Origin of the sequence: Corynebacterium testudinoris, from assembly GCF_001021045.1 — a bacterium.
GTDB lineage: Bacteria > Actinomycetota > Actinomycetes > Mycobacteriales > Mycobacteriaceae > Corynebacterium > Corynebacterium testudinoris.
In genome coordinates, this window is sequence record NZ_CP011545.1 from 1,469,345 (window position 1) to 1,493,257 (window position 23,913).

Sequence of the window (23,913 nt, forward strand, 5' to 3'; positions counted from 1 at the left end):
GAAAGTACTTGAGTCTGGCTAGCAGTCTAGCGGCGCAGGTTGGCGAGGGTTAATGCCGCGTCCAGCGCCGCCGTCATCGCTTCCGCTCCCTTGTCTTCGATGGAGTCGGGAAAACCGGCGCGATCGCGGGCCTGCTGCTGGTCATTGGTGGTGAGCACCCCATTGCCGATGGGCGTCGATTCGTCGAGGGCAATGCGGGTGAGACCAGCGGTGACGGAATCACAGACGTAGTCGAAGTGCGGCGTGCCGCCCCGGATGACGCAGCCGAGGGCCACCACCGCGTCGTGGGTGCGCGCCAGTTCCTGGACCAGCACGGGCAACTCCAAGGCCCCCATGACGTGCACGTCGGTGATGTCTTTCACCCCGGCGTCACGGGCGGCGGACAAGGCGCTGGTGCGCATCTGTTCACAGATCTCAGTGTTCCAGCGGGCGGTCACTATGCCGACCTTGAGGCCGGTGGCGTCGAGGGCGTCGACGATGGGCAGGCCTTCCTTGCTCATGAGTTCTCCTCGTGGGGGTGTGCTTTGTCCCAGACGTCCACGTACGGGAGGTCGTGGCCCATGCGGTCGCGCTTCGTGCGCAGGTAGCGGATGTTGTCCTCGTTGGGCTCGACGGGGACGGAGATGCGTCCGACAATATCGACCCCGAATCCGGCCATGGCCGAACACTTGGTGGGGTTATTCGTCAACAAAGAAACGGAATCGATGCCAAGATCGCGGAGGATCTGTCCGGCGGCGGAATACTCGCGGGCATCCGCGGGCAGTCCCTGCTCGAGGTTGGCGTCGACGGTGTCCAGGCCCAAGTCCTGGAGCTGATAGGCCCGCAGCTTGGACATGAGCCCAATGCCTCGGCCTTCGTGACCACGCAGATAGATGATGACTCCGCGGCCGTTGTCCTGGACCATCCGCATGGATTCATGCAGCTGGGGACCGCAATCGCAGCGACGGGAACCAAAAACATCGCCGGTGAGGCATTCGGAGTGGACCCGAACAGGCACCTCACCCGGGGCCTGCACGTCTCCGGTGACCAGGGCGACGAACTCCGTGCCATCGATGAGGTGGCGGTAGCCGACGATGGTGAACTCACCGTATTCGGTGGGCAAGTGCGTCTCCACGACGCGCTCAACCTGGGACTCAGTGCGACGTCGATAGTCAATGAGCTGCTCGATGGAGATCATCGTCAGGCCGTGCTCATCGGAAAATTCCCGCAGCTCGGGCCCGCGGGCCATGTCCGTCGGATCGGATTCAGAGACGATCTCGCAGAGCACGCCAGCCGGGCGCAACCCGGCCAGTCGCGCCAGGTCCACGGCGGCCTCGGTGTGCCCATCGCGGGCGAGGACTCCCCCGCTGACCGCCCGCAGTGGCACGACGTGGCCGGGCCGGGTGAAGTCGTGGCGATCCGTCGACGGATCCGCCAGTCGGCGGATGGTCTCGCAGCGGGAAGTGGCGGAAATGCCGGTGGTGCCCGTCGCGGCGTCGACAGTCACCGTATAGGCAGTGTGGCGGGCATCCTCGTTGAGGGCCACCATGGGGGGCAGGTCGAGGCGATCGCAGTCCTCACCGGTCAGTGGGGCGCAGATGTAGCCCGAGCTGTAGCGCACCATGAACGCCACGAGCTCGGGGGTAGCCAGCTCGGCGGCGAAGATGAGATCGCCTTCATTCTCCCGCCCTTCATCGTCGACAACCACGACTGCTTTACCGGCCGCGATATCGGCAATGGCCTGCTCAACGGTGTCGAGTCGGATGCTGGCACGGTGGTCTTCTGATTGATCACTCACGCTGCTCAACCTTAGCCGTGGGAAGGCGAGGATTGACCATCGGCCCGACCCGCGAGCATCCGCTCCACGTACTTAGCCAGCACATCCACTTCGAGGTTGACGGTGTCGCCGGCGGCGAGTTCGCCGTGGGTCGTCTCCGCCAGGGTGGTCGGGATGAGGGAGACCTCGAACCAGTCGTCGCCGACCGCCGAAACGGTCAAGGACGTGCCGTTGACGGCGATGGAGCCCTTCTCCACCACGTAGTGCGACAGTTCGGGCGGAAGGCTAAACCGCAGGACATCCCAGTTCTCCGAGGACGTCCGGTCCAGCAGCGTTGCCGTGCCATCCACGTGGCCCTGCATGATGTGCCCGCCCAACCGGGCCCCGGCGGCGAGGGCGCGTTCGAGGTTGACCCGCGATCCTTCCCCCAGCCCGCCCAGACTCGTGCGGTTGAGGGACTCTTGCATGACATCGGCGGTAAAGGTGCGGTCCCCCAGCTCGGCGACGGTAAGGCACACCCCATTGACGGCGATGGAGGCGCCGAGCGCGGCATCCGACAGAACGGTGCTGGCGGCGATCGTTACCCGCAGGGCATCGTCTTGGGGTTCTAGCTTGGCCACGGTGCCGATTTCTTCCACAAGTCCGGTGAACACTTCTGCTCAGTCCCTTCTGGTCATTTCTAAGAGGACATCATCACCCAAGCGGATGACGTTATCCAGGTCAAAAGCTATCGCGTCGGCCAACGTCGGGCCGACGGCGCGGGCGAGGACCCCGCGGCCGTCGCCAAGCAACGTCGGTGCGAGGTAGGCCTGGACGGCATCGACGACTCCTGCTTCGAGGAAGCTGGAGGCCAGCGATGCCCCGCCCTCGACGAGGATGTCGCGGGCGCCTGTCTCCCACAACGCTGCCAGTGCCTGCGTTATGCCCGGGTACTGCTCAAACCCGGGGCGCTGCAGGTCACGGGTGCCAATGATGACGCGGCGGGGTTGGTGGGTCAAGCCATCATCGAGGCGTGCGGTCAGGGAAGGATTGTCCGCCACTGCTGTGCCCGTGCCGATGATGATGGCGTCTCGACGCCGCCGGTCCGCATGCACGTGACGCCGCGCTTCCTCACCCGTGATCCACTGGCTGGAGCCATCCTCGGCGGCGGTAAACCCGTCGAGGGTTTGCGCGAACTTCAAGGTGACGTGCGGGCGGGACATGCGCACGGCCGCCAGCCACGGCGCCAAATCCGGCGCTTCATCCGGCAACTGCTGCACGTCCACGCCGTGGGCCCGCAAGTAGTCCGCCCCGCCGGACGCGGCGGCGTTGGGATCGGAATGGAGATAGCGGACGTAGGCCACGCCCGCCTCGACGAGCGCCTGCGAACAAGGGCCGGTGCGGCCAGTGTGGTTGCAGGGCTCCAGCGTCACCACAGCCATGCCCCCGCGGGCCTGGTCCCCCGCCGCGCGCAGGGCCATGACCTCGGCGTGCGGGCCGCCAGCCGGTTGAGTGCCCCCGACCCCGACCAGCTGGCCATCGGCGGAGAGGATGGCGGCCCCGACGGGCGGGTTAGGGCTCGTCGTTCCGTGCACAGCCGCCCCGGCCTGCAGAGCGGCCCGGAGAGCCACCTCGACGGGCAGTGGCGGCATTAGACGGTGGCGAGCCGACGGAGGTTGTCCACCGCGGCTGCCCGATCGTCCTTGCCATAGATGGCGGAACCGGCCACATAGGCATCGCATCCCGCCTCGGCAGCCTGCGCGATGGTGTGCTCGGAGATTCCCCCATCGATCTCAATGAGGGTGGTGAGGTTGTTGTTGTCGATCGCCTCACGCAGAGTTCGCACCTTGTCCAGCTGATCCGGCATGAAGGACTGTCCGCCGAAACCCGGCTCGACGCTCATGACCAACACCAGATCGAAAAAGCGAAGATCAGCGAGGTAGGGCTCGATGGGGGTGCCCGGCTTGAGGGAGAAACCGGCCTTAACTCCCTTCGAGCGCAGATGCTTGGCCAAGGCGACGTGGTCCGGGGTTGCCTCCACGTGGAAGATGACGCAATCGGCGCCCGCCTCGATGTACTTGTCCACCCACTCCTCCGGATTCTCAATCATGAGGTGGACGTCCAAGTGCTGGTCAGTGATGTTATTGACAGTCATGGTGATGTCCGGGCCGAAAGAAAGATTAGGGACAAAGTGGCCATCCATGATGTCAACGTGGATCCAATCCGCATTATCGACGGCGCGCACCTCCTCGCCCAATTGAGAGAAATCGGCAGCCAAAATGGACGGAGCAATAATCGGGGTAGCCATGGCTCACAGTGTACGCGGCGTGTGAGCGGGCTTATTCTCAGGCAGAATGCTTAAAGGCCGAAAGGTTTTGACGCATGTCGTGGCGAAAGGACCCACCCCAGTGACACACCCCCTCGTTCTCACATCCACCCTCGCGGAAGGGTTGATTCGCACGATCACGCTCAACCGGCACAGCAACCGCAATGCCCTCAACATTCCCATGTGCGAGGCGATCGAGGAGGCGATGGTATCGGCCATCGATGATGGTGCGCGGGTGGTCATCCTCCACGGCGAGGGGACGGTGTTTTCTTCCGGGGCTGATCTTTCCGGCGGGGTGTACGCGGGCGGGTTCTATGAGGCGCTGCTTCGGATGCTCGGCACCATTCAAACACTGCCCATCCCGGTCATCGCGTGGGTTAACGGCCCCGCCATTGGTGCCGGCACCCAGCTCGCTATGGCCTGCGACCTGCGGGTGGTCGATGAGACAGCGCTGTTCCGCGTCCCCATCGTCGATGTTGCCATCGCCCTCGACGAGGGGACCATCGCAACTCTGGAAAACCTGGTTGGCGGCTCCCGGGCCCGCATCATGTTGTTCACGGGTGCGGCGCTCTCCAGCGCCGATGCGCTGGAAACCGGCTTTGCGACGTCCGCGGGAGACATCACCGCAGCGATCTCCCTCGCCGAGCTCCTCGCCGCTAAAGCGCCGCTGACTGTGCGACACCTCAAGTACGAGTTCGCCCGGACCTCACATCGCCCCTACGATGCGGCCACCCGAGCCCAGGCGGCGCGAGCTGCGTGGGAGTCTGCCGATGCCGCCGAATCCCGCGCCGCGCGAGCAGAGAAACGCCCGCCGCGGTTTACTGGCAATTAGTCGGCGCGGCGCAGGACGGCGAAGAACATCGCGTCCGTGCCGTGGCGGTGGGGCCACATCTGCACACTCGCCTGATCGCCCACGTTGTCCATCGGGGCCACCAGCTCGTGCGCATCCACCTCCACGGCGCCGAGTTCCTTGACAGCGCGATCCACTACCGACCGAGTCTCCCGCAGGTCCGGCGAGCAGGTCGAATACACCACGACGCCGCCAGGGCGAACCAGCGTGAGCGCCGAGGCCAATAGCTCGAATTGCAACGGGCTGAGCTGGGCGATATCGGACTCCGACTTGCGCCAGCGGGCCTCCGGACGGCGACGGAGGGCGCCCAGGCCGGTGCACGGGGCGTCGACAAGCACACGATCGAAGCCGGGCTCCAGCCCGGGATCACGGCCATCAGCCACGTGCACCGTGACAGGCAGATCGCCGACGGTCTTCTTGACGAGGGTCGCCCGATGCGGCGACACCTCCACCGCATCGACGTGCGCCCCATCAATGCGAGCCAAAGCCCCCATGAGGGCGGCCTTGCCGCCGGGACCAGCGCACAGGTCGAGCCAGCGACCCTGATCGGGGCCCTCCACCGGCGCCTCCACCACGGCACGCGCAATGAGCTGTGACCCCTCGTCCTGGACCGCGGCCAGACCCTGACGGACGGGCTCCGCATCGCCCGGATCGCCCGACTCCAGCCGGACGGCATAGGGAGAGTAGTCCCCCGGCTCGCCGCCGGTGATCAAGGCCAGCTCCTCGGCGGAAATCTCACCGGGACGTGCGACCAAATGCACGGAAGGGCGCTGGGAATCCGCGGCCAACGCCTCATCCAGTTCGCCGAGCCCGAGGACCCGGGAGAAGGACTCCGCGATCCATGTCGGATGCGCGTTGCGGAAGGCAGCGGCGGCGATTTCACCCGGCGGCGTGAGCTTGTCAATCCACTTCTCCGCCGATGCGCGCGACACCGTCCGCATGATGGCGTTGGCAAAGCCCTTGGCCTGCCCATTGCCGGAAGCCTCGACGAGGCGAACGGTCGTGTCAACCGCCGCGTGCGGCTCCACTCGCGTGTACAGCAGCTGATAGGTGCCTAGCCGTAGGCCATCCAGTACCTCCGGGGCGATCTGTTCCAGGGGCCGGCTCGAGCACTGAGCGATCACCGCGTCGAGGACCCCCTGGGCGCGCAAGGTGCCGTAGGTGATCTCGGTGGTGAAGGCGGCGTCGCGCTCGGTGATGTTCCACTGCTTCAAGGCCTTGGGCAGGATGAGGTTGGCGTAGGCCTCATCGGCCCGCACCCGGCCTAATACCTCGTGCGCCAACAGACGCGGGGCATCCAGCCCCGGGACGTTTCGGCCAGCGGACTTTTTCGGCGCGGGGGACTTTTTCGGGTTCCTCACCGCACTTTTGTTGGCCGAATTCTTATCGCCACCCTTATCGCCGCCCTTGGACCGGGAACGAAAACCTCCGCCGCTCATGAAAAGCTCACCTTCTGTTGACCGTGAATTGTTGCATTGCCGCGCGCCCAGGCCGCAGCATCCATCATCTTCTTCCCCGGAGGCTGGACGTGGCCCAAGGTCACGACCCCGGAGCCGGTTCCCACCTGGACCTCACTTTTGATGACCCGCAGTTCGCCAGCGTCCAGCGCTTCCGCGTCCGGGGCTTCCGTGACTGGACCGACCTTGAGGCGGTCCTCCCCCAGGACAGTCCACGCTCCCGGTGCCGGGGTGTGGGCCCGAATGTGGCGATCGACCGCTGTCGCTGGTGCGTCCCAGTTAATCCGGGCGTCCTCCGTGCTGATCTTGTGGGCATAGGTCGGCTCGCCCGCTTGCTCGTGGGGCACGATCGCGCCCGCTTCTAGGCCATCCATCGTGGCCGCTAAAAGCTCGGCTCCGGAATAGGCCAGGCGGGTGAGGAGGTCGTCGGCGGTGTCGGTGTCCCGGATCGTTTCCGTGACGGTTCCCAGCACCGGCCCGGTGTCCAGCCCCTCCTCGATGCGGAAGGTCGACGCGCCGGTGATGTCATCGCCGGCGTTGATGGCGGCCTGCACAGGTGCCGCGCCCCGCCAGGCCGGGAGGAGAGAAAAGTGAAGGTTGACCCACCCGTGCGGTGCTACATCAAGGAGGTCCTTGGTGATGAGATTGCCGTAGGCCACCACCGGTATCGCCTCCGGCGCCAACTCCGCCAGCCGCGCACGAAGGGCCTCGCCGTCCTCCGTCCCGGGCTTCAACGTCGTCGGCGTGAGCACCTCGATGCCGTGTTCCTGCGCCAGAGCAGAAACCGGAGACGGATGGAGGGTGCGTCCGCGTCCCCGGCGCGCATCGGGTCGGGTGATCACGGCGACGATCTCATGATCGGTGTCCAGAAGTCGGCGAAGAGCCACAACCGCGGGTTCCGGGGTTCCGGCGAAAATCAAGCGCATGGGTTCCTTAAGGGGTTAGGCGTCGAACCAGGTGGACGTACGGATGGCGGCCATCGCAGCTTTGCGCCGCTCGGGGGTCAAACGCTTAAGAAAGAGCACCCCGTCGAGGTGGTCGGTTTCGTGCTGGATGCAGCGGGACATCAGCCCGGAGGCGACCATCGCGATTGCGTGGCCGTTGATGTCGTGGCCGGACACGCGGACTGTCTCAAAACGTTCGGTGTCCGCGGAAATATCGGGGATGGAGAGGCAGCCTTCGGTGCCCAGCTGTGTCTCTTCACCGATGGGTTCCCACACGGGGTTGATGATGTGGCCGCGCAGGCCATCCTCAATGTGGCTGCAGTCGTAGACGAAGACGCGGCGGGCTACTCCCACTTGGTTGGCTGCCAGGCCCACTCCCCCGGCCGCGTCCATGGTCTCAAGCATGTCCTCGACCAAGACCTCGAGGGAATGGTCGAAGGTGGTGATTTCCTCGGAACGGGTGGTGAGGACGGGATCGCCGAAGAATCGGATCTCACGAACTGTCATGGGGCGTGCTGGCTCCTTGAATCGCGCCTGATGTTTATGCTGGTGCTTCGTACAGACTCCACAGTGTACTGCCCCACCCCGACACCGGAGATCCGGCGACAGCGCTCTCCCCACCTATCTCGCTGGGTCAGCTGCTTTCCGCAGGCCACCGCCACAGTCATCTCGCTGCCACGCGGCAAGCCCACAGCGATTGTGGGCTAGCCAATGTGCAGTGGATCAACCTGCACCCGCAATGGCAGGTCGTCTTTGCGGCCCGCCCGTGAGACCATCGCCGCGCGCAGTGCGCGGCCCACCTCCGCTCGTGGTCCCAGGGGCGCGCGCACGAGCAAGCGCTGGGCGGGCCCGAAGCGGTGCTCGTCGTATTCCCCTGGCAGGGTGACACCGGGGGGTAAGTCCACGGGGCCAAGCAGTTCGGCACCGTCCGGGAGGGTGACCACCTCGCGGAAGACGTCGAGGCTGGCGTTGGCGCCGTCGATGGCCGCCATGTGCACCGCGGGTGGGAAGCCCACCTCCCGGCGCTGCTGAAGTTCTAACGCGGCAGCGCCGACCATGTCCCAGCGGATGAAGAACTGCACCACCGGCAGGCCCGGATCAGCCATGACGACGACTTCCCCGCCCTCCCCGTGGGGTTGCACTAAAGAGGCGGCCAGGGCCCATGTGGCCAGCGTGTCTTCCGTGGCGCGGAGGTCTTGTCGGCCGAGTAGAGCCCACGTGTCAAGCAGGATCGCTGCCCCGTAGTCTCCCCAGGGTTCCGCGCCGGGCGTGGACACCACGAGTGCGGCGTCGTTCTCCACCTCTGTCACGATTTTCGATCCACCGGAGGTGATGACCCGGACCGAGGGGAACGCGAGCCCTAATTCCTCGGCCGTGCGTTCCGCTCCGAGCACCACGGCCCGCAGTTTGACGGAGCCGCAAGTTCCGCAGCGGTGGCGGGCGTCGGGTCGTCCGCACCAGCGACAGGTGGGCACTCCCGCCCCGGTTCCGTCGTCGGCAGGCAGGCCCAGGGGGCCGTTGCAGGTGCGGCAACGGGCGGGCGCCCGGCAGTTGCCGCACGCCAGGGTGGGCACGTATCCCTTGCGCGGGACCTGGATGAGCGCGGGCTTGCCGCGTTCGAGGCTGCGGCGGACGGCGTCGAAGGCCAGCAAGGGAATGCGCGACTGGGCGGCACGGGGGTCGCGGATCATTTCGAACTCTGAGTCCGCGGCGGCTCGGATGAGCGGCATCCCCCCGCGAATGACCTCGCGGGGCGCCACGAGGTTGTGCGCCCATCCTGATTCGACGAGCAATTGCGCCTCGGCGGTCCGGGTGTAGCCGCCGATGATGAGCGAGCAGCCCTCGATGGTGCTGCGAGTGGTCAGCACCTCGCGGGCGTGCACATAAGGCGCGCGCGGGTCGACGAGGCTGTCGTCGCCATCGTCCATGACCACCGCGAGTTGGAGGTTGTCCACGGGAGCGAAGGCGGCGGAGCGGGTGCCTACGACGAGCCTGCCTTGCCCGTGCAGGACGGACAGATAGCGCCGGTAGCGCGCCTGCGGCCCAAGTCCGGCGGTGAGCACCGTGATCTGCCGGGCGGACACGAACTCCTTTAAGGCGGCTTCAAGCTTATCGACGTCCCGCTGGTCCGGCACGATGAGCAGCGCACCGCCGCCGTCCTTGACCACCTTCACCGCCAAGGCGGCGAGGGTGGTGTCCCAGTCATCGCCTGGTCTTACTTGCCACGCTGCCCGCGCCGTTCCGGCAGTGAGCACCGCGTCGACGAAGGACTCTCCGAATTCATAGGATGACCAGGCGGAAAGGTCTGGTTCGCTGGCCTCCCCTAAGTCCTCCCACGGGGTGGAGACATCGGACTCTTCCGCCCGCGCATGGCGGGAGGGAATGGCCGAACGAATGATGTCGGACCGGACGCCGCCGTAGCGGTCGGCCAGGGCGTCGATAAGCTGTGCTATCCGAGGGGGATAAACGACATCGTCGGACACTGACCTTTCGAGATAGCGCAGTTCGCCGTCGTGGTCGGAGGAGCTGAGGCGATCGAGGACGAGGGCGTCGACGAGCCGGCCGGCGAAGCGCACTCGCACCCGCACTCCCGGCTGAACGGCGTCATCATCATCAGCGGCAACGAGGTAGTCGAAGGGGCGGTCAAGGTGCGCTAGCCCCAACAAAGGCAGAACCCGCGCCACCGGCTGGTGTTGCGCGGGGACGCGGGGGGTGGCCATAGCCGGAGATTCTACAGGGCTGCCTGCAGCTGTTCGACCCGGTCGGTTCGCTCCCACGGCAGTTCCAAATCAAGACGACCAAAGTGTCCGTAGGCTGCAGTCTGCCGGTAGATCGGGCGCAGCAGCTCCAGCTGCCGGATGATGGCAGCGGGGCGCAGGTCAAAGACCTTTTCCACGGCCGCCTGGATGTCCTCATCGTTCAGCCCCGGGCGGGCGGTGCCAAAGGTCTCGACGTAGAGGCCGACCGGCTTCGCGCGACCAATGGCGTAGGCCACCTGAACCTCGGCCCGCTTGGCCAGACCCGCGGCGACGATATTCTTGGCCACCCAGCGCATGGCGTAGGCACCGGAGCGGTCAACCTTCGACGGGTCCTTGCCGGAGAACGCACCGCCGCCATGCCGAGCCATGCCGCCGTAGGTGTCGACGATGATCTTGCGCCCCGTCAGACCGGCATCGCCCATGGGCCCGCCGAGGATGAACGAGCCCGAGGGGTTCACCAGCAGGGTGAGGCCATCATCGACCATGTCCCCGATTCCGGCATCGCCGACCACCCAGTCCACCACGTGCTCGCGGATCTGGCCTTCCAACCACTCCTGGGTCACCTCCGGGTCATGCTGCGTGGACACCACCACGGTGTCCAGGCGAACAGGCTGATCATCGGCGTCATAGGCGAAGGTGACCTGGGTTTTGCCGTCGGGGCGCAGGTGCGGGACGATTCCCTCCTTACGCACCTGGGTCAGGCGACGCGCCAGGCGGTGGGCCATGGCGATCGGCAGCGGCATGAACTCTTCGGTCTCATCGGTGGCGTAGCCAAACATGAGGCCCTGGTCGCCCGCGCCCGCGTAGTCATCGTCCTCGACGGATCCGCCCTGGCGGACCTCGTGCGAGTTATCCACGCCATGCCCAATCTCCGGGGACTGCTCCCCTATCGCGACGCTCACACCACAAGTGTTGCCATCAAAGCCGACGTCGGAGGACGTAAAGCCGATCCCCCGGAGAGTTTCGCGCACGATCTGCGGGATCTCGACGTAACCGGTGGTGCGAACCTCGCCGACGACGTGGACCTGGCCGGTGGTCACGAGGGTCTCAACAGCCACGCGGGCATTCGGGTCGGCCTTCAGGAGTGCGTCGAGCACGGCATCCGAGATAGCATCGCAGATTTTATCGGGATGCCCTTCTGTCACGGACTCGCTGGTGAACAAGCGGACAGTGGAGGAGTCTGTAGACAAAAGAGTGCTTCTTTCAGTTTCAGTACTTATTGCCCTGCCCACTGTAGACTAAGCTGTCTACCAACGTCAATTGGGCAGGCCCACCCCGTCAACCGCCTCAAGGATGTGGGCCGCGACGGCAAGCTTCGAAGCATCGCTGACCTCAGTAACCGAGCCATCAGCCCCCAGCAACCACCCGCGATTGCGTGCCTCGCCGAATACCTTGCCCTCCCCGACCTCATTGGCCATCATGAGGTCGCAGCCCTTCCGCTGCAACTTGGCCTGAGCATGCTCCAGTGCCGAATGCGTGGCATCGCCGGTCTCAGCGGCAAACCCGACGATGACGGTGCCCGCAGGAATCTGTCCATCACGTCGGCGCTGCACGGTGGTGGCCAGGATGTCGGGGTTTTCGATCAACTCAATGCGGGCGAGGGACTGATCATCCGCACCCTTCTTCAGCTTCGAACCAGCCTGCGTGGCCGGCCGGAAGTCCGCCACCGCTGCGGCCATGACGATGACATCGGATTCCGGCGCGAGCCTGGCCACCGCGTCCGCCATGTCACGCGTCGACACGACCTTTATCACCGTCGCACCGGAGGGGACGGGCAACTTGTCGGTCGCGCCAGCCACGATCGTGACCTCCGCGCCTCGCTGCACCGCGACCTCCGCCAGCGCATAGCCCTGGCGGCCAGAGGAACGATTGCCCAAAAATCGCACCGGATCGAGCGCCTCCTGCGTCCCCCCGGCCGTAATGAGGACCTTTGTGCCCGACCAATCAAATCGCGGCGCGTGCCCATCCAAAGCCAGGCGCACGAGATCGGCGATCTGGTTCGGCTCCGGCAGGCGTCCCGGCCCCGTATCTTTGCCGGTGAGACGCCCGTGGGCAGGTTCCATAACGATCATCCCGCGCTCCCTCAGCGTGGCGACGTTCGCGCGGGTCGCCGCATTCAGCCACATTTCGGTGTGCATCGCCGGGGCCACAACAATGGGGCACGTGGCCACCAACACCGTCGAGGTGAGCAGATCGTCGGCTCGCCCGGCGGCGAGCCGGGCGATGACGTCGGCGGTGGCCGGCGCAATGACCAACGCCTGCGCCTCCTGACCGATGCGAACGTGCTGGACTTCATCGACGGCGTCGAACACGGACGTCGATACGCGATGCCCACTGAGGGCCTCGAAGGTGACGGCGCCAACAAAGTTCAGGGCATTCGGGGTGGGCACGACGCGGACATCATCCCCCGCCTCCTTGAGATCCCGGATGACGTGACAGGCCTTATAGGCGGCAATGCCACCAGAAACACCGACGACAATCTTGCGGGGAGGATTCAGCTCGCTCATGCTGCACACTCTACCGAGTAAAACGACAACGGCCCCCTGACCCGCGTAACGGGGTCAGGGGGCAGATGAAGCGCCTGAGGGCTAGTTGCCTTCTTCGTGGTCGAGCAAGCCGGCCTCGATCTCGCGCAGGGCGATAGACAGCGGCTTCTCACCGGGCTCAGGGGTCACTAGGGGTCCGACAAACTCAAAGACGCCCTCGTCGTGCTGCTGGTAGTAGCTGTTGATCTGTCGCGCGCGCTTGGCCGCGAAGATCACCAGGGCGTACTTGGAGGAGACCGTGTCGAGCAGCACGTCGATCGGCGGGGAGGTAATGCCCTCCGGCGGATCGAACACGGCGGCGGCGGACGTGGACTTCTCGTTGCTCACGTTGGTCACTTGCACCTTTTCATTGGGGTTGTGAAGATTTTAGCGGGATGCGCCCTGCAGGATAGCACTAATCGCAGCCACAGCATCATCGACGTTGTCATTGACCACTACGTGATCGAACTCGCCCTGGCAGGCCAGCTCTTCCCGAGCGGTTTCCAAACGGCGAGCAATGACATCGTCCGGCTCCGTGCCACGCCCAGTCAGGCGGTCCACCAGGACCTCCCACGACGGCGGGGCGAGGAACACCGTCTCGGCTTCGGGTTTCTTAGCCTTGACGTTGCGCGCTCCCTCGAGGTCAACCTCAACGAGAACTGGACGGCCTTGCGCAAGGGCTTCCTCCACCGGTTCGGCGGGAGTGCCAGAGCGTTGCAGGCCACCGTGGATTTCTGCCCATTCGAGCATCCGCCCACGGTCGATGTTGTCCTGAAACTGATCAGCGGTGACGTAAAAATAGTCCACCCCATCGACTTCGCCGGGACGCGGTGCCCGGGTAGTCATGGAGACGCTGAAGTAAAGATCTTTGACGTCACTGCGCAGGCGATGAACCACGGTGGACTTTCCCACTGCGGAAGGACCGGCCAAAACAATCAGCCGACCCTGGGGGTTCTCGCCGGGCATGCTCTAGTCCTCGGAGAAGCCGAAGCGCTCGAGCAGGGCGCGACGCTGGCGGTCACCAAGACCACGCAGACGACGGGTCTGGGCAATCTCGAGCTCCTCCATGATCTCCTTAGCCTTGACCTTGCCGACCTTCGGGAGTGCCTCGAGCAGTGCGGAGACCTTGGTCTTGCCAATGATCTCATCGGTCTGAGCCTTTGCCAGAACCTCCTTGAGGTTGGTGCTGCCGCGCTTGAGCTCTGCCTTCAGCTCTGCACGAGCCTTACGAGCCTCAGCAGCCTTAGCGAGGGCTTCCTTGCGCTGCTCATCGGTCAACTTGGGAAGGGCCACGGGGTTCCTCCGATTCAAAAGGGGATAGTTTGGTTAGTTTTGGTACTCAACTTCAGCACCAGACTTCAGCGATTTACCTGCGAATTCCAGGCGTGCAACTCACTGAACTCCGACTAGTTTAGCACCGGGCCGACAGCGTGGAGATTAACCCGCCCATTTGGGCACGTCAACGCGTCGCTTTTCATAAAATACCAGGACAACGGCCCCAGTATCTACCATCAGTGACCTGGGAATTCTTCCGCCGCCGCCACTACAGCTTTCCGCAGGTCAGATACCTGTGGCCCGGCGGAGAGAATGGCACGGGAGATGTTCGGAAACGCCAACTGCGTGACGCCAGTTGCGATTCTCGCCACGTCCTCGGCAGATCCTCCCTGTGCGCCCACTCCCGGCAGGAGCACCGGCCCATTGAGTCGCGAGAGGTCCGGCGGACTGGCCAACGTGGCCCCCACAACGACGCCAATGTTCCCGGCGCCAGCGTGACGAGCATTGAGTGCGGCGCATTCATCCACCACCTGCTGAGCGATGGTGCGCCCATCACTACCCACGTGGTTTTGCAGGTCGACGGCCTCGGGATTCGAGGTCGCCGCCAACACGAACACTCCCCGGCCGGTCTCTTCCGCCAGATCAAAGACCGGACGAAGCGACCCGACTCCCAGGTAGGGGGACACGGTGACGGCATCAGTCTGCAGGGGCGAGCCCTCCCCCAGCCACGCCTGCGCGTAACCGGCCATGGTGGAGCCAATGTCACCCCGCTTGGCATCAGCAATAACGAGGCAACCAACCTCCCGCAACGCGCCGAGGGTCTCCTCGAGAACTGCGAAGCCAGCGGAGCCGAAGCGCTCGTAGAAAGCGACCTGTGGTTTGACCACTGCGGCTGTCTCGGCGAAAGCCTCCACGCAGCGGCGGCTGAACTCGGCCAACCCCGCCGCATCGTCGCCTAAGCCCCAGGAGCGAAGCAGTGCGGCGTGGGGGTCGATGCCGACGCACAGTCGCCCGCGGGTGGCGGCGGCGTGGAGAAGCTTCTCGCCGAAGGTCATATTAGTTACCCGCCGTGTGATCGAGCTCCTGGAGCGCGCGGACCTCGAGGTCACCGGCCCGCAGCGCCTCGATACCCTGCACCGCCGCGGTGACGCCCTGAACAGTGGTCACCAGCGGCACGCCGACGGAGACAGCTGCGGCGCGGATGTCATAGCCATCGTGCCGGGCCCCAGCCGAGCCAGCGGGGGTGTTGAGGATGAGGTCAATGTCCCCGGCCAGGATGAGATCCACGATGGACTTGCCCTCGCCCGCATCCCGAATATCGGAAGCCTTGAGCACCGTCTCGCACTCGATGCCGTTGCGGCGCAGCATCGCAGCCGTACCGGCGGTGGCGAAGAGGGTGAACCCCAGCGACGACAGACGCTGGATGGGGAAAATGAGCGTGCGCTTGTCGCGGTTCGCCACCGAGACGAAGACGTTGCCGGTGGTGGGCAACTCGCCGAAGGCAGCGGCCTCGGCCTTGGCATACGCGGCGCCGAAGTTGTCCGCCAGGCCCATGACCTCGCCGGTGGACTTCATCTCCGGGGACAACAGGGTATCGAGCATCTTGCCATCGGGCCGGCGGAACCGGTTGAACGGGAGCACGGCTTCCTTGACGGCAATGGGGTGCTCGAGGGGAAGAGATCCTCCGTCGTAGTCGGTGGGGATCATGCCCTCCGCCTTCAGCTCCGCGAGAGTGGCCCCGAGCATGATGCGGGAGGCGGCCTTCGCCAGGTGCACGCCCGTCGCCTTGGACACAAACGGCACCGTGCGGGACGCCCGAGGGTTGGCCTCGATGACGTACAGGGTGTCGTCCTTGAGCGCGAACTGGACGTTCGTCAGGCCCTTGACTCCGATGCCGTGGGCCAGCGCGATGGTGGACTGACGAACCTTCTCAATGTCCTCCGCCCCCAAGGTCATCGGCGGCAGGGCGCAGGCGGAGTCACCGGAGTGGATGCCTGCTTCCTCGATGTGCTCCATGACTCCGGCGAGGTAGACATCTTCGCCATCGCACAGGGCATCGACGTCAATTTCGATGGCCGAGTCGAGGAAGCGGTCGACGAGCACCGGGTGGGCCGGATTGAGCTCGGTGGCGCGCTCGATGTAATCAGACAGGGACGCCTCGTCGTAGACGATCTCCATGCCGCGACCGCCAAGGACATAGGAAGGACGCACCAGCACGGGGTAGCCGATCTCATCGGCGACCTGGCGGGCCTCATCGAAGGAGGTGGCAGTACCGAATGCTGGGGCGGGAAGGGCAGCGGCCTTGAGGACCTCGCCGAATTCACCGCGGTCCTCGGCCAGGTTGATGGCCTCGGGCGTGGTACCGACGACGGGGACTCCGGCGTCGGCTAGCTGCTGAGCCAGCCCGAGCGGGGTCTGTCCGCCAAGCTGGACGATAACGCCGGCGACGGTGCCGGAATTGGCCTCAGCGTGGTAGACCTCCATGACGTCCTCGAACGTCAGAGGCTCGAAGTACAGGCGATCAGCCGTGTCGTAGTCGGTGGACACGGTCTCCGGGTTGCAGTTGACCATGACGGTCTCATAGCCGATGCGGGAGAGCTCCAGCGCGGCGTGAACACACGAGTAGTCAAACTCGATGCCCTGGCCGATGCGGTTCGGACCCGAGCCCAAGATGATGACCTTGTCCTTTTCCGTCTGCGGCTCCACCTCGGTCTCCGCGTCTGGGTCCAGCTCATAAGCGGAGTAGTGATACGGGGTTTGGGCTTCAAACTCGGCGGCACAGGTATCCACCGTCTTGAAGACGGGGCGGATTCCCAGTGACCAGCGCAGGCGACGCACTCCCTCCTCACCAGCGAACTCGGGGCGCAGGACAGCGATCTGGGCATCGGAGAGGCCGAAGACCTTCGCCTCGCGGAGGAGATCGGCGTCGAGCACCGGGGCGTCGATAAGAGTTTGACGGAAGTCCACCAGTGCCTGCAGCTCGGCGAGGAACCAGGGATCAACGTCGGAGGCGGCGTAGAGATCTTCGATGCTGGCTCCCAGGCGAAGCGCCAATTCGATGTCGTACATCCGCCCATCGGTGGGCCGCTTGAGGTCCTTGAGAACAGCGGCGAGGTCCGTGGCGCGCTCACCGGCGAAGTACTCGTCCGGCTTGGTCCAGAAACCGGCTTGCTTCTGCTCCAGGGAGCGCATGACCTTGTTTAGGCCAGCGATGTAGTTGCGGCCGATGCCCATGGCCTCACCGACGGACTTCATTGTGGTGGTCAGCGTGTCATCGGCACCCGGGAACTTCTCAAAGGCGAAGCGGGGGGCCTTGACGATGACGTAGTCCAACGTCGGCTCGAAGGCAGCCGGAGTGACCCCGGTGATGTCATTGGTGATCTCATCGAGGGTGTAGCCGATGGCCAGCTTGGCGGCGATTTTCGCGATGGGGAAACCCGTCGCCTTGGAGGCCAGCGCCGAGGAACGGGACACCCGCGGATTCATCTCGATGGTGATGATGCGGCCATCGTCAGGGTTGATCGCGAACTGGATGTTGCAGCCGCCGGTGTCGACGCCGACCTCGCGGATGATGGCGATGCCCTGGTCGCGCATTTTCTGGAACTCACGGTCGGTGAGGGTGAGGGCCGGGGCAACCGTGACGGAGTCGCCGGTGTGGACGCCGAGAGCATCAACGTTTTCAATGGACGCAATGACCACGACGTTGTCGTCGCCGTCACGCATGAGCTCGAGCTCGAACTCCTTCCACCCGAGGATCGATTCCTCGATGAGGACGTTGGCTTCCGGGGATGCCGCGAGACCGCCACCGGCAATGCGCTCGAGGTCATCGTTGTTGTACGCCAGGCCGGAGCCAAGGCCACCCATGGTGAAGGAGGGGCGCACGACGACGGGCAAACCGAGCTGCTCGACGGCCGCGTGCACCTCATCCATGTTGTGACACACGGCAGAGCGGGCGGACTCGCCACCGATGGACGCGACGATGTCCTTGAACTTCTGGCGGTCCTCGCCGCGTTCGATGGCGTCGATGTCGGCGCCGATGAGCTCCGCGCCGAACTTGTCCAACGTGCCACGGCGATCAAGCTGAATAGCGGCGTTGAGGGCAGTCTGGCCGCCCAAGGTAGCCAGCACGGCATCGATGGGGTGACCCTGCTCGATTTCCTTTTCAAAAATCTTCTCGATGTACTCGGGCTGGATCGGCTCGACGTAGGTGTGGTCGGCGAACTCCGGGTCGGTCATGATCGTGGCCGGGTTGGAGTTGATGAGGGTGACGCGCAGGCCCTCCTCGCGGAGAACGCGGCAGGCCTGGGTGCCGGAATAGTCGAATTCGCAGGCCTGGCCGATGACGATGGGTCCGGAACCAATGACCAGGACGTGCTTGAGATCTGTGCGCTTAGGCATGTGTTTTCCTTAAGTCTTCTTCCTGGTACTTACTTGGCTGCGGCGCTGGCGTGCGCGGACATCAGCTCAATGAACTGGTCAAACAGCGGATTGGCGTCGTTGGGTCCGGCGGCGGACTCGGGGTGGTACTGAACCGAGAAGGCACGCCCGTCTACGAGCGCAACGCCCTCAACGGTCTGGTCGTTGAGGCAGAGGTGCGTGACGCGGGCGGGACCAAAGTCAGTGTCGAAGGTCTCCCCCTCCGGGGCCTTGAGCGCGAAGCCGTGGTTCTGGGAGGTGATATCAATCTTCGAGGTCACTGTGTTGATGACCGGGACGTTAATGCCGCGGTGCCCGAACTTGAGCTTGTAGGTGTCCAACCCGAAGGCGCGGCCGAGGATCTGGTTGCCGAAGCAAATGCCGAACAGCGGGATACCGGCGGAGATGACGTCGCGGGTGATGTCCACCATCTCATCGGCGGTCGCGGGGTCGCCGGGGCCGTTGGACAGGAAGACCCCGTCCGGGTGAAACTGCTGGATCTCGGCGAACGGGGTGTTGGCCGGCACGATGATGGTGCGGATGCCGCGCTTGGCAAAGTGGCCGGGGGTGGCGGACTTGATGCCAAGGTCGTAGGCGACGACGGTGAACGCGGTGTCCCCGATGGCTGGGACCTCGTAGACCTCACCGGTGGAGACTTCGGCGGAGAGGTCGGCGCCCTTCATGGACGGCTGCGCGTTGACCTCGGCGAGCAGTTCCTCGACCGGTCGCTGGGCGTCCGCGCCGGTGAAGATTCCGGCGGCGGTGGATCCGTTGTTTCGCAGGTGACGCACTAAAGCTCGCGTATCGACGCCGCGAATTCCCACCACGTCCTGCTTGTCCATCTCTTCGGCCAAGCTGTGCTTGGCCCGCCAGTTGGAGACACGGTGGGCAAGGTCGCGGATGACCAGGCCCGCGACCCAGATCTGGCCGTGGTGGGACTCGTTGTCCTCGTCGTTCCACCCGGTGTTGCCAATCTGCGGAGCGGTGGCCACGACGATCTGGCGGTGGTAGGAGGGGTCCGTCATGGTCTCTTGGTAGCCGGTCATGGCGGTGGTGAAGACGGCCTCACCCAGGGTGGTGCCGGAGGCGCCGAAGTTGTAGCCGCGGAAAACGGAACCGTCGGCGAGGACGAGGACAGCGGGGACCCGATTCGGGCCGGTCGAGGACGTCAAGGCGTCACCTTTCGCAACATTATTGTTCTGCATGATATTCAGCAATCTGTATCTTATACGGAGACTCTACGCCATTTCACGCGGCTCGGCGGCCACGCCATCCACACAGGTGAGGCGACCTCGCAACACCGTGGTAGTCACCTTGGCGCCGAACTCCATGCCCTCGTAGGGGGTGTTCTCCGACTTCGAGGCCATCTCCGCCCCCCGGGCAGTCCAGCTCGCACCCGGGTCGACGATCGTGAGGTTGGCCGGCTCCCCCACCGCGATGGGACGGCCCTGGCCGGGAAGGCGGACAATCTCGGCCGGACGCTCGCTCATCACCTTGGCCACCCAGCGCCAATCGGCCAGGCCGGAGTGTACAAAGATCTCGGCAATGACGGCCAAGGACGTCTCCAACCCGAGCATGCCTGGCCGGGCGTGCTCGAACTCGCAGCACTTCTCTTCTGAGCCGTGCGGCGCATGGTCGGTGGCGACGCAATCGATGACGCCATCCAACAGCGCCTGGCGCAGGGCCACCGTGTCGTGCTCCTCGCGCAGCGGCGGGTTGACTCGGTAATTGCCGTCATAGGTGGTGAGCTTTTCGTCAGTGAGGAGAAGGTGATGCGGGGTGACCTCGGCAGAAAGCTCGATGCCTTGGCTCTTAGCCCACGCAACGAGTTCCACGGTGCCCGTGGTCGAGGCGTGACAAATGTGGACGCGGTTGCCATAGTCACGGGCCAGCAACGCATCCCGAACCACGATGGACTCCTCGGCGACCCGCGGCCACCCGCGCAAGCCCAGTCGGGCTGCGGTTTCGCCTTCGTGCGCCACGGCACCGCCGGTGAGGCGGCTATCTTCTGCATGCTGGGCCAGCAGGACATCCTGGCCCTTGGCGTATTCGAGGGCGCGGCGCATGATGAGCGGATCGTCGACGCATTTGCCGTCATCAGAAAACATGCGCACCTTGGCCTGGGAGGTGGCCATCATGCCGAACTCGGTGATCTCCTTGCCCTCGAGCCCCTTGGTGATGGAGCCGACGGGGTGGACATCGCAGATGCCGGCATGTTGCCCCTTGAACCACACGGACTCCGCCAGGACCGGCTGATCCATGACGGGCATCGTGTTGGCCATGGAAAATACCGCAGTGAAGCCACCTTGGGCGGCGGCTTGAGAGCCGGTAACAATGGTCTCGGTGTCTTCGCGGCCGGGTTCGCGCAGGTGAACGTGCATATCCACGAGGCCCGGCAAGAGAACATTGCCGCGGCCGTCGATGGTGCGATCGGCGTCGGCATCAGCCGACGCATTGAGATCGACGATGACCCCATCTTTGATGAGGACGGTGACGGGATCGCCCTCGCCGTAGGGACGGACGTCGATAAGCTTCAGTGTGCCCGGCTCGACAGCGGAGAGGGGGCCGGTAGCGGGAAAGGTCATGCGGGATTCTCCTTTAGTATCCGGCCGCGGCGGAGTCGCCGACGAGGAGGGTGAACAAGACGGCCATGCGCAGGTGAACACCGTTGTTGACCTGTTGCAGGATCGCCGTGGAGTCGTAGTCGGCAACGGCGTAATTAATTTCCATGCCGCGCAACATCGGACCCGGGTGCATGATGATCGCGTCCTTCTTCATCGCCGCGGCGCGCGCCTTCGACAGGCCGAAGAAGGTGGCATATTCGCGGTGCGAGGGGAAGAAGCCGCCATTCATGCGCTCTTGCTGGACCCGCAACATCATGACCACGTCCGCGTCAGCGATCTCCGCGTCAAAGTCCTGAGTGGTGCGGACCGGCCAGTTTTCCACCCCGAACGGCAGGAGCGTCGGCGGGGCGACGAGCACGACCTCCGCCCCGAGCAGGGAGAGCAGATCCACGTTGGAGCGGACCACCCGCGAGTGCAGGACATCGCCCACGATGAGGATCTTGCGCCCGCCGATCTCGCCAATGCGCTGGCGCATGGTGACCGCGTCCAGCAGGGCCTGGGTGGGGTGCTGGTGAGAGCCATCGCCGGCATTGATGACGCTGGGGCCGTTGCCACCGGGCGCCACCCACTCGGCGACGAGGTTCGCAGCACCCGAGGAAGGATGGCGCATGATGATGGCATCCGCGCCAATAGAGCTCAGGGTCAAGGCGGTGTCCTTGAGGGACTCGCCCTTCTTCACCGATGACGTCGATGCCGACAGGTTGATCACGTCCGCGCTCATCCACTTACCGGCCGTCTCAAAGGAAGACCGGGTGCGGGTCGAGTTCTCATAGAACAGCGTATAAATCGTGCGGCCGCGGAGGGTAGGCAGCTTCTTAATCTCACGCCCCTCCAGTGCCTCCCGGAACCGGTCGGCCTCATCCATGAGGCCAATGATCTCTTCACTGCTCAAGTCCGCAATGGACAGCAAGTGCTTCATTGATTGCCCTCCTGGGTCAGCTCGACGGCATCGCGGCCATCGATGGATTCGAGAAAGACCGTGACACCCTCATTGCGCGCGGTGGGCAGGTTCTTTCCCACATAATCGGCCCGAATGGGAAGCTGCCGATGGCCCCGGTCGACGAGGACAGCGAGCTGAATATTCTCGGGGCGGCCGATGTCCCGCAAGGCGTCAAGCGCAGCGCGGATGGTGCGTCCGGAGTACAACACATCGTCCACGAGGACGACGGTGGCACCATCAATGCCGCCCGGCGGAATAGTGGTGGGCTTGAGCGCCCGGTGCGGTCCGCGACGCAAATCATCGCGATACAAGGTGACGTCGAGGGCACCCACCGGGACGGTGACACCGGAGAATTCCTCGATCTTGGTGGCAAGACGCTCAGCCAGGGGCACACCCCCCGATGGGATGCCCAACAACATGACGGGTACGGCGTCCGGGGCGTCCAGCGCCGTCTTCTCAATGATCTGGTGCGCGATGCGTGCGACAGTGCGCGCGACGTCGTCCGAGCCCAAGAGCTCGACACTTGTCACTGCGCCATTACGTTCACTCATCGTGACCTCCTTCCCCGCCTCTCTGTGCGGTATTTAAAGGATGTCTGAATAGTACGAATGGTGTCTATGCTTGAAGACTGATGCTGATACTAGCACCCCCGACCCTAAGAGAGGCGGCTACCCCGTGAGCCTGACTGTGAGCCACGTCGTTCCCGCACCCCGCGAGCAGGTCTGGGAGTGGCATACCCGCCCCGGCGCTCTTTCTCGCCTGACCCCGCCCTTCCTTTCCTTCACGCCGATCCAACAGGCGTCCAAGCTATCCGACGGCACCACCATCTTCGGGCTGCCCGCCGGCCTCAAGTGGGTCGCCCGCCATGACCTCTCCAATTTCCGCCGCGGCTACCGCTTCACCGATGTGTGCACCTCCGCTCCCCTGAAGTTGCTGTCCAATTGGCGCCACGTTCATGATTTCGCCGATCACCCCGACGGCACCCTCATCACGGACACGGTGACCACCCGCCTCCCCGGCAACGCCCTGAAGTCGTTCTTCGCTTACCGTCAGCACCAGCTCATCGGCGATATGGCCTTTCTTTCCCGGATAGCCCCTCTGCAGCCGACCGAACCGCTCACCGTGGCTATCACCGGCTCCCGCGGTCTCGTCGGTCGTGCCCTCACCGCCCAGCTCACCACAGCCGGGCACCAGGTCATCCAGCTCGTGCGCAAAAACCCCAAAGAGGGCCAGCGCCTGTGGGAGCCTTTCCACCCGGATCAGGACCTGCTGCGGGACGTCGATGTTCTCGTCCACCTCGCCGGCGAGCCCATCTTCGGCCGCTTCAGCGAGTCCCACAAGAAGGCCATCCGCGAATCCCGCATCGAGCCGACTCGTCGCCTTGCGGAATTGGTCGCCGATTCACCGTCCGTGAGCACCATGATCTCCTCCTCCGCCGTCGGGTTCTACGGCTCCGACCGGGGAGACGAAGTCCTCACCGAAGACTCGCCTCGCGGCGAGGGATTTCTTAGCGACGTCGTCGTTGACTGGGAAGCAGCCACCTCACCCGCCGCCGAGGGCGGCAAAAGAGTCATCCAGATCCGCACCGGCGTCGTCCTCTCCGGTGACTCCGGCCTCCTCCCCGTCCTTAAGGCCTTGTTCTCCACCGGACTGGGTGGCAACTTCGGCGACGGCAACTTCTGGCTTTCCTGGATCGCCCTCGATGATCTCACCGACATCATGGTGCAGGCCTGCCTCGACGATTCCTGGTCCGGCCCGATCAACGCTGTCTCCCCCAATCCGGTGCTCAATCGCGACTTCACAGCCGCCCTGGGTAAGGAGCTCCGCCGCCCGGCGGTCATGCCCATCCCCTCCCTCGGCCCCACCATCCTGCTGGGCAAAGAGGGCGCCCAAGAGCTGGCACTGGCCGATCAGCGAGTCATACCCGCCAAGCTCCACGCCGACGCCCACCTCTTCCGCTACCCGACTATCGACACCGCGCTCGCCCATGAGCTCGGCGGCGAAGAGCTGGTCGACCCAGACTTGCTCAAGGAAGATATACCCGACCTCTAGGGGCGACATA

At 64.7% G+C, this 23,913-nt stretch carries 22 protein-coding genes; 2 read left to right on the top strand and 20 right to left on the bottom strand.

All coding sequences use genetic code 11. The features are described 5' to 3' along the window. Nucleotides 1-26: 26 nt before the first annotated feature. From ribH to rpe, 5 genes are read right to left on the bottom strand one after another with little or no spacing between them, the layout of a single operon-like run. Nucleotides 27-500, bottom strand: a complete 474-nt coding sequence (gene ribH, locus CTEST_RS07060; protein WP_047253143.1) for a 6,7-dimethyl-8-ribityllumazine synthase — start codon at nt 498-500, stop codon at nt 27-29. Next, nucleotides 497-1,777, bottom strand: coding sequence for a bifunctional 3,4-dihydroxy-2-butanone-4-phosphate synthase/GTP cyclohydrolase II (locus CTEST_RS07065; protein WP_047253144.1), 1,281 nt, complete (start codon nt 1,775-1,777; stop codon nt 497-499). Before CTEST_RS07065 ends, ribH begins: the two co-directional genes overlap by 4 nt. 11 nt (nt 1,778-1,788) lie before the next feature. Next, the gene (locus tag CTEST_RS07070; RefSeq protein WP_047253145.1) at nt 1,789-2,409 is read right to left on the bottom strand and encodes a riboflavin synthase; all 621 of its coding nucleotides are present in this window, start codon (nt 2,407-2,409) and stop codon (nt 1,789-1,791) included. Between the two features lie 6 nt (nt 2,410-2,415). After that, nucleotides 2,416-3,387 (bottom strand): bifunctional diaminohydroxyphosphoribosylaminopyrimidine deaminase/5-amino-6-(5-phosphoribosylamino)uracil reductase RibD, encoded by a 972-nt coding sequence (gene ribD / locus CTEST_RS07075; protein ID WP_047253146.1) that lies wholly within the window; start codon nt 3,385-3,387, stop codon nt 2,416-2,418. Further along, nucleotides 3,387-4,043, bottom strand: coding sequence for a ribulose-phosphate 3-epimerase (gene rpe / locus CTEST_RS07080; RefSeq protein WP_047253147.1), 657 nt, complete (start codon nt 4,041-4,043; stop codon nt 3,387-3,389). The genes ribD and rpe overlap by 1 nt, the downstream gene beginning before the upstream one ends. Before the next feature lie 100 nt (nt 4,044-4,143). Between rpe and CTEST_RS07085 the strand changes: the two genes are divergently transcribed. Next, nucleotides 4,144-4,893, top strand: coding sequence for an enoyl-CoA hydratase (locus CTEST_RS07085; protein ID WP_047253148.1), 750 nt, complete (start codon nt 4,144-4,146; stop codon nt 4,891-4,893). Here the strand turns inward: CTEST_RS07085 and CTEST_RS07090 are convergent. The 15 genes from CTEST_RS07090 to pyrR all read right to left on the bottom strand — a co-directional run bounded on the left by CTEST_RS07090 (nt 4,890) and on the right by pyrR (nt 22,402). After that, nucleotides 4,890-6,350: an RsmB/NOP family class I SAM-dependent RNA methyltransferase gene (locus CTEST_RS07090; RefSeq protein ID WP_047253149.1), complete on the bottom strand. Its 1,461-nt coding sequence runs from the start codon at nt 6,348-6,350 to the stop codon at nt 4,890-4,892. The two genes, CTEST_RS07085 and CTEST_RS07090, sit on opposite strands and share 4 nt — an antisense overlap. Further along, a complete protein-coding gene (fmt, locus tag CTEST_RS07095; protein ID WP_047253150.1) occupies nt 6,347-7,294 on the bottom strand; it encodes a methionyl-tRNA formyltransferase in 948 nt (315 codons plus the stop codon). The genes CTEST_RS07090 and fmt overlap by 4 nt, the downstream gene beginning before the upstream one ends. A 15-nt stretch (nt 7,295-7,309) precedes the next feature. Further along, nucleotides 7,310-7,819: a peptide deformylase gene (gene def, locus CTEST_RS07100; protein WP_047253151.1), complete on the bottom strand. Its 510-nt coding sequence runs from the start codon at nt 7,817-7,819 to the stop codon at nt 7,310-7,312. A gap of 197 nt (nt 7,820-8,016) precedes the next feature. Then, the gene (locus tag CTEST_RS07105) at nt 8,017-10,032 is read right to left on the bottom strand and encodes a primosomal protein N' (protein WP_047253152.1); all 2,016 of its coding nucleotides are present in this window, start codon (nt 10,030-10,032) and stop codon (nt 8,017-8,019) included. Nucleotides 10,033-10,043: 11 nt separating this feature from the next. Next, nucleotides 10,044-11,261 carry a methionine adenosyltransferase gene (metK, locus tag CTEST_RS07110; RefSeq protein ID WP_047253153.1) on the bottom strand — a complete coding sequence of 406 codons (1,218 nt, stop codon included), beginning with the start codon at nt 11,259-11,261 and terminating at the stop codon, nt 10,044-10,046. Nucleotides 11,262-11,327: 66 nt separating this feature from the next. Beyond that, nucleotides 11,328-12,578, bottom strand: a complete 1,251-nt coding sequence (coaBC, locus tag CTEST_RS07115) for a bifunctional phosphopantothenoylcysteine decarboxylase/phosphopantothenate--cysteine ligase CoaBC (RefSeq protein ID WP_047253154.1) — start codon at nt 12,576-12,578, stop codon at nt 11,328-11,330. An 81-nt stretch (nt 12,579-12,659) separates the two neighbouring features. Continuing rightward, the gene (rpoZ, locus tag CTEST_RS07120; protein ID WP_047253155.1) at nt 12,660-12,953 is read right to left on the bottom strand and encodes a DNA-directed RNA polymerase subunit omega; all 294 of its coding nucleotides are present in this window, start codon (nt 12,951-12,953) and stop codon (nt 12,660-12,662) included. 30 nt (nt 12,954-12,983) lie between these two features. Beyond that, the gene (gmk, locus tag CTEST_RS07125) at nt 12,984-13,562 is read right to left on the bottom strand and encodes a guanylate kinase (RefSeq protein WP_047253156.1); all 579 of its coding nucleotides are present in this window, start codon (nt 13,560-13,562) and stop codon (nt 12,984-12,986) included. Nucleotides 13,563-13,565: 3 nt separating this feature from the next. Beyond that, nucleotides 13,566-13,889, bottom strand: a complete 324-nt coding sequence (gene mihF, locus CTEST_RS07130) for an integration host factor, actinobacterial type (protein ID WP_047253157.1) — start codon at nt 13,887-13,889, stop codon at nt 13,566-13,568. Between the two features lie 218 nt (nt 13,890-14,107). Beyond that, entirely contained in the window at nt 14,108-14,926 is an 819-nt protein-coding gene (gene pyrF, locus CTEST_RS07135; RefSeq protein ID WP_047253158.1) for an orotidine-5'-phosphate decarboxylase, read from the bottom strand. A gap of 1 nt (nt 14,927) precedes the next feature. Then, nucleotides 14,928-18,269 carry a carbamoyl-phosphate synthase large subunit gene (gene carB, locus CTEST_RS07140; protein ID WP_047253159.1) on the bottom strand — a complete coding sequence of 1,114 codons (3,342 nt, stop codon included), beginning with the start codon at nt 18,267-18,269 and terminating at the stop codon, nt 14,928-14,930. 29 nt (nt 18,270-18,298) lie between these two features. Then, the gene (gene carA / locus CTEST_RS07145) at nt 18,299-19,492 is read right to left on the bottom strand and encodes a glutamine-hydrolyzing carbamoyl-phosphate synthase small subunit (protein WP_083985703.1); all 1,194 of its coding nucleotides are present in this window, start codon (nt 19,490-19,492) and stop codon (nt 18,299-18,301) included. Nucleotides 19,493-19,525: 33 nt separating this feature from the next. Beyond that, nucleotides 19,526-20,872, bottom strand: coding sequence for a dihydroorotase (locus CTEST_RS07150; protein WP_047253161.1), 1,347 nt, complete (start codon nt 20,870-20,872; stop codon nt 19,526-19,528). Nucleotides 20,873-20,885: 13 nt separating this feature from the next. Next, nucleotides 20,886-21,830, bottom strand: a complete 945-nt coding sequence (locus CTEST_RS07155) for an aspartate carbamoyltransferase catalytic subunit (RefSeq protein WP_047253162.1) — start codon at nt 21,828-21,830, stop codon at nt 20,886-20,888. Then, the gene (gene pyrR, locus CTEST_RS07160; protein WP_047253163.1) at nt 21,827-22,402 is read right to left on the bottom strand and encodes a bifunctional pyr operon transcriptional regulator/uracil phosphoribosyltransferase PyrR; all 576 of its coding nucleotides are present in this window, start codon (nt 22,400-22,402) and stop codon (nt 21,827-21,829) included. Before pyrR ends, CTEST_RS07155 begins: the two co-directional genes overlap by 4 nt. A gap of 124 nt (nt 22,403-22,526) precedes the next feature. On the opposite strand from pyrR, the gene CTEST_RS07165 reads away from it, so the two are divergent. Continuing rightward, a complete protein-coding gene (locus CTEST_RS07165; protein ID WP_047253164.1) occupies nt 22,527-23,903 on the top strand; it encodes a TIGR01777 family oxidoreductase in 1,377 nt (458 codons plus the stop codon). Nucleotides 23,904-23,913: the final 10 nt, after the last annotated feature.